Below are 14038 nucleotides of genomic sequence, written 5' to 3' on the forward strand. Positions count from 1 at the left end.
CCGGCCCTGATTGACCGCCATGACGTAACGAGGAACACCGATGGCCGACAAGAACATGAGTATTCTGGTGGTGGACGACTTTCCGACCATGCGCCGGATCGTGCGTAGCCTGCTCAAGGAGCTGGGGTTCACCAATGTGGAAGAGGCCGAGGATGGCCAGGAAGGGCTATCCAAGCTGCGCAGCGGCAACTTCGAGTTCGTGGTCTCGGACTGGAACATGCCCAACCTCGATGGCCTGGAGATGCTCAAGCAGATTCGCGCCGACGACGCCCTCAAGGACCTGCCGGTGCTGATGGTGACAGCCGAGGCCAAGAAGGAGAACATCATCGCTGCCGCCCAGGCCGGTGCCAATGGCTATGTGGTCAAGCCGTTCACCGCCGCTACCCTCGAAGAGAAGCTCAACAAGATCTTCGAGAAGCTGGGCATGTGAGCAGGGTGGTTTCATTCATCGATGGCCAACAGCCGGCCTCAAGGAGATGACGATTATGAGCGATGCACAGCGTGCGTCTGCCCAGGGGGCGGCCGGCGATGAAGATCTGGTTCAGCGGATCGGCCACCTGACGCGAATGTTGCGCGAGAGCATGCGTGAGCTGGGACTGGACAAGGAGATCGAGCGCGCCGCCGAGGCGATTCCCGATGCCCGCGACCGCCTCAGCTACGTGGCGTCGATGACCGAGCAGGCCGCCGACCGCGCCCTCAATGCCATCGATCGCGCCCAACCGATCCAGGACTCGCTGGGTGAACAGGCCGAGGCGCTCGACAAGCAGTGGCAGGCGTGGTTCGAGAACCCCATGGAGCTCGACGAAGCCAAGGCGCTGGTTCAGGAGACCCGCGGCTATCTGGGCAAGGTGCCGGCCCAGACCCAGGCCACCAGCGCCGAGCTGATGGAAATCATGATGGCACAGGATTTCCAGGATCTCACCGGCCAGGTCATCAAGAAGATGATGGAGGTGATCCGCGAGATCGAGCATCAGCTGGTCCAGGTGCTGCTCGACAGCGTGCCCGAAGGCGAGGAGCGCGAGAAGATGCAGCGCCGCGCCGAGGGCCAGTGGGAGGCGGATGCCAAGAAGCGCGAGGAGTCGTTGCTAAACGGCCCCCAGATCAAGCCCGAGGGTGCCGACGTGGTGAGCTCACAGGATCAGGTCGACGACCTGCTCGATGAGCTGGGCTTCTAAGCCTGGCGGATAGCCCCTGCAGTCTGTGTCCTGGCGCGGTAGTCGTGAATAACGCCACGATTGCCGCGCTGTTTGGCGTATCACCCTTGCCCACCTTTATCGACAATGGCCAGCGTCCACCCCTCAGCTTCGTGAAGACGCCTAAGCGCCATGGCCGACCAGAGCAGCGATCAGGAAAAGACCGAAGAAGCCACGCCACGCCGCCTGCAGAAGTCGCGCGAGGATGGCGAGGTCGCGCGTTCCCGTGAGTTGACTACCTTCATGCTGCTGCTGGGCGGCGTCATCGGCCTGTATACCATGGGCGCGATGCTCTACGACCAGCTGGGCCTGGCCATGGAGCAGGCGTTCCTGTTCGAGCGCCGGCACGCCTTCGAGGTGATGCCGATGCTGACGCATATCTTCAATATCGGCCAGCACACCCTGTTGACCATGCTGCCGCTGTTCCTGCTGCTGATGGTCGTTGCGCTGGTTGCTCCGGCGCTGCTCGGTGGCTGGCTGATTTCCGCCAAGTCGCTGCAGCCCAAGCTCTCCAAGCTCAACCCGCTCAAGGGCCTCAAGCGCATGTTCGGCGTTCAGGCGGTGATCGAGCTGCTCAAGGCGATCGCCAAGTCGGTGCTGGTAGGGGGCGTGGCCTTGACCTTCCTGTATACCAACCGTGGCCGCTATCTGAGCCTGATGGATCAGCCCATCCAGCAGGCCCTGGCCAGTGCGATGCAGCTGGCGGCGCTGGCTTGTGGGCTGATCGTGCTGGCACTGCTGGTGGTGATCCTGATCGACGTGCCCTATCAGCTATGGAGCCATGCCAAGAAGCTGCGCATGAGCAAGGACGAGGTCAAGCGCGAGCACAAGGAGTCCGAGGGTGACCCGCATCTCAAGGCGCGGATCCGCTCGCAGCAGCAGTCGATGGCGCGTAACCGCATGATGAGCAAGGTCCCCAATGCGGATGTGATCGTTACCAACCCGACCCACTATGCGGTGGCGTTGAGCTATGACGATGGCCTGATGTCGGCGCCGCGGGTGGTCGCCAAGGGCGCCGACGCGGTGGCCGCGAGAATTCGCGAGCTGGGCGAGGAGCACGGCGTGCCGCTGCTCGAAGCGCCGCCGCTGGCGCGCGCGCTCTACCATCACGTTGACCTCGACCGTGAGATACCGTTCGAACTGTATACCGCGGTGGCCGAGGTCCTGGCCTGGGCGTTCCGCCTCAAGCGGGCCCATGCCGGAGCCGAAGAGATGCCCGATACGCCTAGTGACCTGCCGGTACCGGCTGAACTCGACGTCAAGTCGCCAGGCGCGGCGTCAGGAGAGAATGATGCAACCGAGGAGCCTCGATGAGAGCGCTGACTGACCTGATGAGCCGCCGCGACTGGATGGGCAGCGTGCATATGAAGCTGCTGGCCGGCCCGATCCTCATCCTCATGATCCTGTCGATGATGATCCTGCCGCTGCCGCCGTTTGCGCTGGACATGTTCTTTACCTTCAATATTGCCCTGGCGGTGATGGTGCTGCTGGTCAGCATGTTCACCCAGAAGCCCCTCGACTTCGCCGCCTTCCCGGCAATTCTGCTGTTTACCACGCTGCTGCGGCTGTCGCTGAACGTGGCCTCGACCCGGGTGATCCTGATGGAAGGCCACAGCGGGGGCGACTCCGCGGGCAAGGTGATCGAGGCGTTCGGCGAGTTTCTGGTTGGCGGCAATTTTGCGGTCGGCCTGGTGGTCTTCCTGATCCTTGTGATCATCAACTTCATGGTCATCACCAAGGGCGCCGGGCGCATTGCCGAGGTTGGCGCGCGCTTCATGCTCGACGCCATGCCCGGCAAGCAGATGGCCATCGATGCCGACCTCAACGCCGGCCTGATCGGTGAGGATGACGCACGCAAGCGGCGTGCCGAGGTGGCCCAGGAGGCCGATTTCTACGGCTCCATGGACGGCGCCAGCAAGTTCGTGCGCGGCGATGCCATGGCCGGCCTGGTGATCATGGTGGTCAACATCATCGGTGGCCTGCTGATCGGCATGCTGCAGCACGGCATGGGCTTCGGCGATGCCGCGCGCACCTACACCCTGATGACCATCGGCGATGGCCTGGTGGCGCAGATCCCGGCGCTGGTGATCTCCACCGCGGCAGGGGTGACGGTATCGCGGGTCACGACCGATGAAGATGTTGGCCAGCAGATGATCAGCCAGCTGTTCGTCAATCCCCAGGTGCTGATCCTGTCGGCCTGCGTGATGGGCATGCTGGGTATGGTCCCGGGCATGCCCAACTTCGTGTTCCTGTTCTTCACCGCGCTGCTCGGCGGGCTGGCCTGGTGGCTGATGCGCCGTCAGGAGAGCGCCATCGCCGAGCAGGAGATCAAGGCCGATGCGCCGCCGCCACCCGAGGCCCCGGAGGCCAGCTGGGACGATGTGCAGCTGGTCGATACGCTGGGCCTGGAGGTCGGCCATCGACTGATTCCGCTGGTCGATCATCGCCAGCAGGGCGAGCTGCTGGGGCGGATCAAGAGCGTGCGCAAGAAATTCGCCCAGGACGTCGGCTTCCTGCCGGCGGTGGTGCATATTCGCGACAACCTGGAGCTGGGACCCAACACCTATGTGATCTCGCTCAAGGGCGTAGAAGTCGGGCGCGGCGAGGCCTTCCCGGGCAAGTGGCTGGCCATCGACCCGGGCCAGGTCTCCGGCCATGTCGAGGGTACCGAGACCACCGACCCGGCCTTTGGCCTGCCGGCGGTATGGATCGATACCGCCCAGCGCGAGCACGCCCAGGTCTACGGCTACACCGTGGTCGACGCCGGCACCGTGGTGGCCACCCACCTCAACCACCTGCTGCATCGCCATGCCAGCGAGATGCTGGGCCGCAACGAGGTGCAGCAGCTGCTCGACAAGCTGGGCGACGACAGCAAGGCACTGGTCGAGGACGTGGTGCCCAAGGCGATCAGCCTCACCACGCTGCAGCGGCTGCTGCAGAATCTGCTCGACGAGGAGGTGTCGATCCGCGACATGCGCACCATTCTCGACACCCTGGCCGAGCATGCCGGCCAGCAGAGCGATGCCGCCAGCCTCACCGAGGTGGTGCGCGTGGCGCTGGGTCGCTCGATCACCCAGCAGTGGTTCCCCGGCACCGAGGAGCTCCACGTCATCGGCCTGGATGCCAACCTCGAGCAGGTGCTGATGCAGGCCATGAACAACGGCGGGGCGCTCGAGCCTGGTCTCGCCGATACCCTGATGAGCGAGGCCGAGCAGGCCCTGAACCGCCAGGAGATGGCTGGCGAGCCGCCGGTGTTGGTGGTCCAGCACAGCCTGCGCGCGGTGCTGTCGCGCTTCCTGCGACGCCGCCTGCGTCAGCTGGTGGTGCTGTCCCAGGCCGAAATTCCCGACGACCGTACCCTGCGCGTGACCAGTACGGTGGGGGCGCGCGGATGAGCCAGCGCATTGAATCTGCCATTCAATCCCAGCCTGTGAGGGGCGTGCGATGAGTGTTCAACGTTTCCTCGGCGTCAACAGTCGTGAGGCAATGCGCCAGGTGCGTGCTGCCCTGGGCGACGACGCCCTGATTCTTTCCAATCGCAACGTCGACGGCGGCGTGGAAGTCCTCGCCCTGGCCGACGATGCCCATGGGCGCATGACTGCGCCCACCCAAGCAGCCTCGCCACCCGCTGGAGACGCGGCGCCGGGACTGCGTTCGCCCGCCGACGCCTCGCGTCAGGCGCGGGCCTATGCCAGCCAGGCCGCGGCACGTTCGGCACCCGAGCCTCAACATCGCCCGGAGCCGTCGAGCGCTGCCGCGCCACCCGCCGCCGCACAGCCCGATTTTGCTGCGCTCAGCGAGCGGCTGCTGGGTGAAATGCAGGAAATGCGCGACATGCTGGGGCGCCAGCAGCGCGACCAGCGCAGCGATCGTGACCCGCTGGCGCGGCTGCATCAGCGCCTGTGGTCGGCGGGGGTCGGCCCGCGCCTGGCAGCGGAGCTGCTTGCCGAGCTGCCCGCCGAGCTGGATGCTGCCGGCGACGCTGCCGCTGAAGACGCCTGGCTGGGCCGTCAGCTCGCCGCAAGGCTTAGTACGCCCGGCGACGAGGCGGCGCTGCTGGACCAGGGCGGGGTGATTGCCCTGGTCGGGCCGACCGGGGTCGGCAAGACCACTACCACCGCCAAGCTGGCGGCGCGCTACGTGATGCGCCACGGCAGCGACGGGGTGGCGCTGGTGACCACCGACAGCTACCGCATCGGTGCCCACGAGCAGCTGCGCATCTATGCGCGTCTGCTGGGTGTCGAGGTGCACGCCCAGGAGGCCGATGCGCCACTCGACGAAACGCTGGCGCGGCTCGCTGACAAGCGGCTGATCATCATCGATACCGTAGGCATGAGCCAGCGCGACCAGCGCCTGGTGAAACAGATCGAGCAGCTCTCTGCCAGCGGGCGCCAGGTGCGGCTGCTGCTGCTGCTGAATGCCGCCAGCCACGGCGATACCCTCGAAGATGTCATCGTCAGCTATCGACAGGCGGCGCGGGCGGCCGGCAACCGCCTCGACGACTGCATTCTGACCAAGCGCGACGAGTCTGCGCGCCTGGGTCCGCTGCTGGATAGCGTGATTCGCCACGCGCTGAGCCTGCACTATGTGTCCCACGGCCAGCAGGTGCCGGAAGACCTGAGCCTGGCCGATGCCGGGGCGCTGGTCGCCGAGGCGTTGCGGGTCGATAACGATTCACCGTTCACGCCTGAGTTCAGCGCGCTGCGCGAGCCGGTGGCAAGTGGGCAGAAGCGACTTACGGCGCTCTCGCGAGGGCTGCTCGGCCAGGGGCGTGCCCTGCGCGCGGCACTAGATGCGCTACGCGCCCAGCAGCCCGGCTTCGCGCTGGTCGAGGGTGCCTGGCAGCTCGCCGGCCAGCCGTTGGGGCATCAGCGTGCCGCGCTTGACGGCCTGCACGCCGCACAGCTGGCCGCGGCCCGCGAGGCCGGTGACAGCAGTGCCCTGACCCTGCTGTGGGGCACCCAGCGTGTCAACGGCTGCGACTGGCGCTTGCCGTGCGGGGCGGCCACCAACGCTGGCCAGCTGCTGGCCAGCGGCTGGCAGGCCCAGCGCCTGCCGGCGGGTGACGTTGAGCGGCTCGAGTGGAGCGCTCAGCAGCTCGGCCCTGAGGCCCACGTGCTGGCCACGCTACCGGCGCCGGATGCGCTGGCCTGGCTAAGCGCCTGGCAGCTGCCGTGGCTGGCTGCGGCCAAGCCCAATCAGCGCGTGCTGGTCGACGGACGACGGGTGGCAGTATCGGAACTGGCCGCGCTGGCGGCACCGGACAGCGAGCTGGCGTGTCGCCACCAGGGGCGTCTTGTGACGCTTCCGCTGCAGCGCATGACGGTCGAGTATGCGGCGCGGCGCGGCGGCGAGTCGTCGGTTCCCCTGTCGCTGTTCACCGCTACACCCGTTGACCGCGACAGCGGCAAGCGCCTGGCGCGGCGCTATTGGCTGGCGCCCGAGGCGCCGGATGACCGTGCGCTGATCGCCCAGCAGCTGCTGCTGGCGGAGATGCCGGCGCTGACGCGTCGCGCCTGGCAGGGCTTGGCCGATGCCGGTCTGGGGGCCTGCGATGCCGAACTGCGGCTGCAGCTCGCCCATGGGCTGGCCAACGTGGCGCTCAGCCTGGCCGTCGCTGACGGCGACTGGGCCATGGACGTACGCGCCCAGCTGCTGGCGCTGCTCGGCAGCCAGCGCAGCCGCCAGGCAGCGACACTGCTCGATGCACTGATCCATCTGTTCACCGCGCGCGACGTGTTCCGTGAGGTGGCTGCCTGAGATGTCGAGCATGACGTTCAAGGACCAGGCTGCGGGGCTGCGGCAGTGGGCCGGTGAGCTTAGCCAGACACCGGCGACGGATGTCGATACGCCATCGGACGTTGCACCGCGCCGCGATGCAGCGGTGTCCTCTTCAGGCGATCGGGCGCTGCTGGTGGTAGGGCTGCCCGACGGCGATACCGCCCGGGTCTATCGCCTGCTCGACGCCTGGCGTCACCAGGGACAGGCCTGGGTGGGTGACCCCCAGGGGTGGCGGGTGGTAGCGCTCGATGAGAACAGCCCGCACCTGGCCACGCTGGCCGCCCAGCAGACCCGCTGGGCGCTGTGGGTCGACAGCGATCCAGACGCCTTCCGGCGCAGCTACTCCCTGCTGCGAAGGCTCGCCGAACGTGGCGGGCCCCGTGGGCTGCTGCTGCTGCACCCGAGGCTGGGCGTGTCGCGCGGACTGCTCAACAACCTGCGCCAGGCCGCCGCCGACTTTCTGGGGATTCGCCTGCTGATGGTGCGCCAATCGGAGCAGCGGTCATGAAGGCGTGGTTGGGTGTACTGCTGGTGCTGCTGGCCGGCGCTTGCTGGGCCCAGGCCGGGGCGCCCGCGGTGTCGGGCAGCTGGGTCGCCCAGGCGGAGGGCGTGCGGGTGGCGGTGCCAGGACGTGACACCGACAGTCGTGGGCTGAGCGGTGCGGCACCATCCGACGCACAGATTGCGCGTATCAGCTGGCAGTATGCCACCCCGCCGGGGGCGCTGCTCGAGGCGTGGCTTTGCCATCCTCAGCGCTGCCTGCGCCTGAATGGCGCCAGGGGGCAGAGCGAGGGGCTAGCGGGACTGTCCGCGGCCCAGCCGCTGCACTTCCGTTTCCGCCTCGGCCAGGGGGCAAGGCCGGTGCAGGTAAACGGGCTGCAGGTGATCGTCGATCATCGCCGGCCCGCCGCGGCAAAGGCGAAAAAAACCGTTGGCCAATGAGGCTATTCCCGGCTTGGTGCTGCGATCCGTCGCGCGATAATGCCAGGGTGATGAGACCGCCGCGGCGGTCACGATTCGATTTCCAGGCTGACTGAGGTCGCAACGACAGCGATGTACACGGCAAAGGGCAAGATCGATCAAGGCGCACTGCTCGAGCAGTACCTGCCGCTGGTGCGCCGTCAGGCGCTGGCGCTGCAGGTCAAACTGCCGGCGAGCGTCGAACTCGACGACCTGATACAGGCCGGCATGGTCGGCCTGCTCGACTGTCTGAACCGCTTCGACGCGGGGCAGGGGGCGAGCTTTGCGACCTATGCCAGTCAGCGCATTCGCGGGGCGATGATCGATGAGCTGCGCAGTCGCGACTGGGTGCCGCGCAGCGTGCGGCGCAATGCGCGGGCGCTGGACGAAGCGGTGCGGCGTACCGAGCAGCGCCTGGGGCGAGCGGCCGACGAGCAGGAGATCGCCGACGAGCTGGGCATCGAGCTTGCCGAGTACCATCAGCAGCTGGGTGATACCAACGGTGGCCAGCTGCTGCCTTACGAGGAGCTGGTGGCGGAGGGCGTCGAACCGGGCAATGGTGAGGGCGCACCGCCGTCGCCGTTCGCCGCACTGGTCGACGGTGAGCAGCGCCAGCGGCTGGTGGACGCCATCGAGCTGCTACCCGAGCGCGAGAAATTGCTGCTGGGGCTCTACTACCAGGAAGAGCTCAACCTCAAGGAGATCGGCGCGGTGCTGGGGGTCAGCGAATCGCGGGTCTGCCAGCTGCATAGCCAGGCAGTGGCACGGCTGCGAGCTCGCTTGACCTAGCCGGCACACGTCGACCGAGACGCCCTGCGCATGTGACGCTGGCAACACGCATTCTGGTTTTTTTCCTCCGCGCAACGATAGGTGGCTGGGCGCCTGACGCTTCAATGGTAGGCTGCAGGATGGAGTGCTGCATTCAGCCGCTATCTTTACCAGAGCGCTGCGCTCTGGCGTTGTCCAGGAGGGACTGCCTTATGCGCGTCTTTGCCAACCCGGTCGGTCCCGGGTCCCTGTGGTTCGACAACCTCGCTACTGCCACCGGCACGCCTGTCGCCTACGACCCGCAGGCCAGGGCCATGATCACCATGCCGCCGTTCTGCGCCAATCGCGACGTGATCGGCTGTAACTGGATCGCCCCCGAGCAGGGAGCGTTCTGCCGCGCCTGCGCGATGACCGCGCTGGCTCCGGATCCCGCGATTCCCGATGCCATGCCCCACTGGGCCAAGACCGAGGCCGCCAAGCGCTGGGTGCTGGATAATCTGGGGCGCTGGAACTGGTTCCGCCCGGAAGACCCCGGCGCTCCCCCGGTGTTCTACATGCTTGCCGAAGGACCAACGCCGGTGGCCATGGGGCATGTGGGGGGGGTAGTGACCATCAGCGTGGCGGAAGCGGACCCGGTGCTGCGCGCGACGCGTCGCGAGGCGCTCGACGAGCCATACCGCACCATGATCGGCCATATGCGCCATGAAATCTCACACATGCTGTGGTGGCGGCTCAGCCTGCGAGATGACTTTCTCGAGGCCTTCCGGGCGATGTTTGGCGACGAGCGTGAAGATTACGCCGCAGCCCTGCAGCGGCACTACCAGCAGGGCCCACCCGAGGGCTGGCGCTCGAGCTTCGTCAGCACCTATGCCTCCGCCCATCCCCACGAGGACTGGGCCGAAACCGCGGCCCATCTGCTGCATCTGACGGATATCGCCGACAGCTTCGCCGCCGCGGGACTCTCCTCCAGCGAACTGCCGTATCACGGCTGGGACCCTTACATGGAGGCAGACGCCGAGCGCTTGATCCATGTCGCGACGCACCAGGTGATGGCGGTCAACCACATCAACCGTGCGATGGGGCTGTCGGATCTTTATCCCTTCGTGCTCTCCGAAGTGTCACGCCGCAAACTGGTCTTCGTACATGACTGGCTGCGGCGTGGTGCCCAGGGGCTATGAGCGCGTCGGTCGCTAGCTCTCCTGCAGGCTGTTCATCAGTGCCTGGGTTTCCTGCACGGCGTTCAGATAGGCCGCACGCAGCTGCGCATTGGCCGGCAGCGTCTGGCCTGCCTGTCCCGCTTCATCCAGGGCGATGAACGACTGGTAGTCGCGGGCAATGATCAGAATCGCCCCGAGCTGGCCGCTGCCGTCACCGATGGCGGCGGTAATCGCCGCGCTGAGTTCGACCTCATTGAGCAAGTCGAGCATATCGACCCCCAGCATGGTGTCCATCAACGAGAACAGGCCGGTGGTAAAGGCGTCTTCCGGGTCGAGCTGGGGGAAGGGCGCGGCCAGGTGCTTGCACATGGTGGCGCGGGTCAGGGCATGCTTGAGGGTGAGACGCGACACCGGGCCGTTCTGGGCCAGCATCACCGTGGCGACCAGGGTGCGCAGCTCATTGATACCCAGCACCTGCAGGCTGCGGCGCAGGCTGCCGCCGCCGCCGCTCTGGGCGTAGTAGCTCGAGTTGCCACGCTTGATGACGATCAGGTAGAGATGCGGGTCCTGGGCGATCATGTCGGCCAGGCGGTCGATATTGACCATGTCGCGGTAGAGTTCGCGAATCAGCTTGATCTGGATGCTGGGGTTGCTGCGGCGGCTTGCGGTGGGCGGGGCGACATTGCTCGGCTGGGCGAAGAAGAAGCCCTGCAGCAGTGCGCATCCGGCCTGGCGCGCCGTCTCGACGTCGTCGCGGGTCTCGAGGCGCTGGGCCAGCAGCTGGCAGCCGGCGTCGCGAAAGGCGGCGAGTCGGGCGGGGTCGATGCCCTCGTCGAGGCGCAGCTTGATGATATCGGCCATGCCGCTGAGCGTATCGACATCGCCCTGCAGTACCGCTGTGGCATCCAGCGCCAGGCGATAGCCTCGCTGCTTGATCAGCGCCAGGGCGTTGCTCAGGTCGTCTAGCGGCGTGCCGTCGTCGAGTACCTCGATGACCACGTTGTCGGCCGGAAACGGCAGCAGCTCGGGCCGTTCGAGCCATTCACGGGAGACCTTGAGGAACAGCAGGCGATCGCCGATCAGCTTATCGAGTCCGATCTCATAGATGGCCATGCTGCTGGCCCGGGCAGTGGCCAGCAGCGGGTCGCTGACAGTCGCGCTGGCATCGCTGGCGCTGGCGCGATACAGCAGTTCATCGCCGACGTGCTGAAAATCGGCGTCGCAGATCGGCTGCAGCGCAATGCAGTAGCTGTCATCGGGGCTTACGTCGGTGCCGGTCGCGCTGGCCAGAGGAGTATCGCTGCTTGATGGCACGGTGGTTCCCTGCGTTCGATCCTGTCGGACCCCAAGGGGCGGGCGGGTATGCCGCGTTCTCATCCTGAGGGTATGGTGAGGATAGTACTCGTCGCCGCCGAACGTGACAATTTAGCTAAGGCGACTGAAACATCACAACGCGGTTGCGACCGCTTTCCTTGGCTGCGTAAAGCGCATCGTCGGCGTGTTCGAATAGGGTTTCACCGTCGATACCGGGTTCGAACATGCAGGCGCCCAGACTCAGGGTGACCGGCAGCAGGGTGCCGTTATCGAGGGCCAGTGGTGTATCGCCCACGGCATGGCGTATGCGCTCGGCAATCTCCGAGAGCATGGCGGCACCGCACACCACCAGAATGCAGAACTCCTCACCGCCGTAGCGCGCCACTAGATCGGCGTCGCGCAACTGGGCACGAATGCACTGGCCAATCTTGTGTAGCGCCTCATCGCCGACCAGATGCCCGTGGCTATCGTTGATCTGCTTGAAGTGGTCGATGTCGCCAATCATCAATGCGAACTCCCGGCCGCTGGCGCCGGCAATGATGAACTCTTCGAGTGCCTTGTCGAAGCCGTGGCGATTGCACAGCCCGGTGAGACTGTCGCGGCTGATCATCGATTGCGCTTTGGCAAGCTTGTGCTCCACCGCGCGCAGCTTGCCCAAATAGTGGGAGCGGTCGCGAAGCATTGCCATCAGCGTCAGCTGACCCTGGTGTTCATCGAGACGGATCAGAGTCGCCTCGACGGGCACGTCATTGCGCAACAGCATCTCGCGCCTGACGGCGCCGCGCCGCGACAGCAAGCCCTGGCGAATGAATTTCTGCAGGCGATCGGCATCCTTGTCGCAGAAAATTACCGACAGGTTCTCGCGGGTCAGGCGATGATGATCATCTTCCAGCAACTGTCGCGCGGCGCGGTTGGCATCGCTGATCTCGAGACCATTGGCGTCGCAGAACAGCACGGCATCGGGCCACGCCTCGACCAGCCCGCGCAGCCGTGCCAGGGCTTGATCGGCACTGATCCTCGAACCTTGATCGCGAAAAAGATAGGCACGCATGCCCAGCCCGAAAGGTAGTTCACGCATATCGAGATGCATGCCGGTGTGGATGGCGATCTTCACCCCGGGCTGATCGTCGATCAGTTGGCTTTCCAGCCGGTGGCCGATGACATTGCTGCCCAGCAGGCGTAGTGCGACGTGGTTAGCATAAAGCACGCCGTCATCATGGTCGCAAAGGGTCAGCCCGTCACTGAGCTGGTCAAGCAGCGGCTTGAGCACTTCGCAGGTCAAGGGTGTGTCGAGCGGGGGCGGGGTGCTTGACGTCATGGTCGAACCTCGCTGGACGCAGGGACCAAGGATGAGGTCGTGGGACGACGAGTATTGACCAAAGGTGGGGGGGTATCCAGTAATAAAATGGCCACCCGGGTGGGTGGCCATGCAGAACGCTTGGCAAAGGCTCAGGCCTGTTTGGAGCGGCCGCCACGGCGGCGGCGCGGTGCCCGGGCATCGTCGCTGCTGCGCCGCGGCTGGTCGCTGCGATTGCCGCTGGCGCGCTGGCCACCGGCGTTGCCGCGACCGTTGCCACCGCCGCCACGTTTCGGCTGGCCGCGGCGACCGTTCTCGATCGGCTCTGGCTTGGCATTGGGGTCGGGCTCGAAGCCCGGCTCGATGCGCTTCTCGAGGTCGCGCTTGATGAGCCGTTCGATACCCTTGAGCAGGCCATGCTCGTCGACGCAGACCAGCGATACCGCCTTGCCTTCGCTGCCGGCGCGGCCGGTGCGGCCGATGCGGTGCACGTAGTCCTCGGCCACGTTGGGCAGCTCGAAGTTGACCACGTGGGGCAGCTCGCTGATATCCAGGCCGCGGGCGGCGATATCGGTGGCGACCAGCACCTGCAGGTCACCCGCCTTGAAAGAGGCCAGCGCCTTGGTGCGCGCCGACTGGCTCTTGTTGCCATGGATCGCCATGGCCGGGATATCCTGCTTGGAGAGCTGTTCGGCCAGGCGGTTGGCGCCGTGCTTGGTACGTGTGAAGACCAGCACCTGATACCACTGCTGGGTGCTGATCAGGTGGGCGAGTAGCTCACGCTTCTTCTCGCGGTCGACCTTGTAGACGGCCTGGTCGACCAGCTCGGCGGTGGTGTTGCGACGCGCCACCTCGATCATGGTGGGGTTGTCGAGCAGACCGCCGGCCAGGCGCTGGATTTCGTCGGAGAAGGTCGCCGAGAACAGCAGGTTCTGGCGCTTCTGCGGCAGCACGCGCAGGATCTTCTTGATGTCGTGGATGAAGCCCATGTCGAGCATGCGGTCGGCTTCGTCGAGCACCAGGGTCTCGACCTGAGAGAGGTCGATGTGCTTCTGCTGGTGCAGGTCGAGCAGCCGGCCGGGGGTGGCCACCAGGATGTCGAGGCCGCCGCGGATCGCATCGACCTGCGGCTGCTGTCCGACGCCGCCGAAGATCACGTGGGAGCGCAGCTTGAGGTAGCGGCCGTAGCCGGTAACGTTCTCGCCGATCTGTGCGGCCAGCTCACGGGTCGGGGTCAGCACCAGGGCGCGGATCTGGCGCGGCTTGGGGCGCGGGCCGTCGGCCAGGCGCTGCAGCAGCGGCAGGGTGAAGCCGGCGGTCTTGCCGGTGCCGGTCTGGGCGCTGGCGAGCATGTCGCGGCCTTCAAGCACGGCGGGAATCGCCTTGAGCTGAATCGGCGTGGGGATGGTATAGCCCTGTTCTTCGACAGCGCGAAGCAGTTCGGCCCGCAGGCCGAGGTCGGAAAAGCTCATGCAAACTCCGGATAGCACGACGTGACCGCTCGCCTCTGTATCAGGTGAGAGGCGTGAGTCCCGGGGCACGACGTGAAAAAAATCGATGACAGGCGC

At 66.1% G+C, this 14038-nt stretch carries 12 protein-coding genes; 9 read left to right on the top strand and 3 right to left on the bottom strand.

The features are described 5' to 3' along the window. The first annotated feature begins 40 nt into the window (after window positions 1-40). The 9 genes from cheY to QC821_RS10965 all read left to right on the top strand — a co-directional run bounded on the left by cheY (window position 41) and on the right by QC821_RS10965 (window position 9880). The gene (cheY, locus tag QC821_RS10925) at window positions 41-430 is read left to right on the top strand and encodes a chemotaxis response regulator CheY (RefSeq protein WP_095619382.1); all 390 of its coding nucleotides are present in this window, start codon (window positions 41-43) and stop codon (window positions 428-430) included. 55 nt (window positions 431-485) lie between these two features. Further along, the gene (cheZ, locus tag QC821_RS10930; protein WP_095619381.1) at window positions 486-1175 is read left to right on the top strand and encodes a protein phosphatase CheZ; all 690 of its coding nucleotides are present in this window, start codon (window positions 486-488) and stop codon (window positions 1173-1175) included. 150 nt (window positions 1176-1325) lie between these two features. Continuing rightward, entirely contained in the window at window positions 1326-2507 is a 1182-nt protein-coding gene (gene flhB, locus QC821_RS10935) for a flagellar biosynthesis protein FlhB (protein ID WP_309720985.1), read from the top strand. Then, complete coding sequence (gene flhA / locus QC821_RS10940; protein WP_309720987.1) at window positions 2504-4588, top strand: flagellar biosynthesis protein FlhA; 2085 nt, start codon at window positions 2504-2506, stop codon at window positions 4586-4588. Before flhB ends, flhA begins: the two co-directional genes overlap by 4 nt. A gap of 49 nt (window positions 4589-4637) precedes the next feature. Continuing rightward, window positions 4638-6953, top strand: a complete 2316-nt coding sequence (gene flhF / locus QC821_RS10945; protein WP_309720989.1) for a flagellar biosynthesis GTPase FlhF — start codon at window positions 4638-4640, stop codon at window positions 6951-6953. Window positions 6954-6963: 10 nt separating this feature from the next. Next, window positions 6964-7482, top strand: a complete 519-nt coding sequence (locus tag QC821_RS10950) for a hypothetical protein (RefSeq protein WP_309720992.1) — start codon at window positions 6964-6966, stop codon at window positions 7480-7482. After that, window positions 7479-7916 carry a flagellar protein FlhE gene (locus tag QC821_RS10955; protein ID WP_309720994.1) on the top strand — a complete coding sequence of 146 codons (438 nt, stop codon included), beginning with the start codon at window positions 7479-7481 and terminating at the stop codon, window positions 7914-7916. The genes QC821_RS10950 and QC821_RS10955 overlap by 4 nt, the downstream gene beginning before the upstream one ends. A gap of 111 nt (window positions 7917-8027) precedes the next feature. Then, window positions 8028-8723, top strand: coding sequence for an RNA polymerase sigma factor FliA (locus QC821_RS10960; RefSeq protein WP_309720997.1), 696 nt, complete (start codon window positions 8028-8030; stop codon window positions 8721-8723). 191 nt (window positions 8724-8914) lie between these two features. Then, window positions 8915-9880, top strand: a complete 966-nt coding sequence (locus QC821_RS10965) for a zinc-binding metallopeptidase family protein (protein WP_309721000.1) — start codon at window positions 8915-8917, stop codon at window positions 9878-9880. Window positions 9881-9892: 12 nt separating this feature from the next. Here the strand turns inward: QC821_RS10965 and QC821_RS10970 are convergent, their stop codons facing one another. The 3 genes from QC821_RS10970 to QC821_RS10980 form a co-directional block, all read right to left on the bottom strand. After that, on the bottom strand, window positions 9893-11173 hold the full coding sequence (locus tag QC821_RS10970; protein ID WP_309721003.1) for an EAL and HDOD domain-containing protein: 1281 nt from the start codon (window positions 11171-11173) through the stop codon (window positions 9893-9895). A 115-nt stretch (window positions 11174-11288) separates the two neighbouring features. Beyond that, window positions 11289-12491: a GGDEF domain-containing protein gene (locus tag QC821_RS10975; RefSeq protein ID WP_309721007.1), complete on the bottom strand. Its 1203-nt coding sequence runs from the start codon at window positions 12489-12491 to the stop codon at window positions 11289-11291. A 131-nt stretch (window positions 12492-12622) separates the two neighbouring features. Beyond that, entirely contained in the window at window positions 12623-13942 is a 1320-nt protein-coding gene (locus QC821_RS10980; RefSeq protein WP_309721010.1) for a DEAD/DEAH box helicase, read from the bottom strand. Between the last annotated feature and the right edge of the window lie 96 nt (window positions 13943-14038).

Origin of the sequence: Franzmannia qiaohouensis (assembly GCF_031451695.1) — a bacterium.
Lineage (GTDB): Bacteria > Pseudomonadota > Gammaproteobacteria > Pseudomonadales > Halomonadaceae > Franzmannia > Franzmannia qiaohouensis.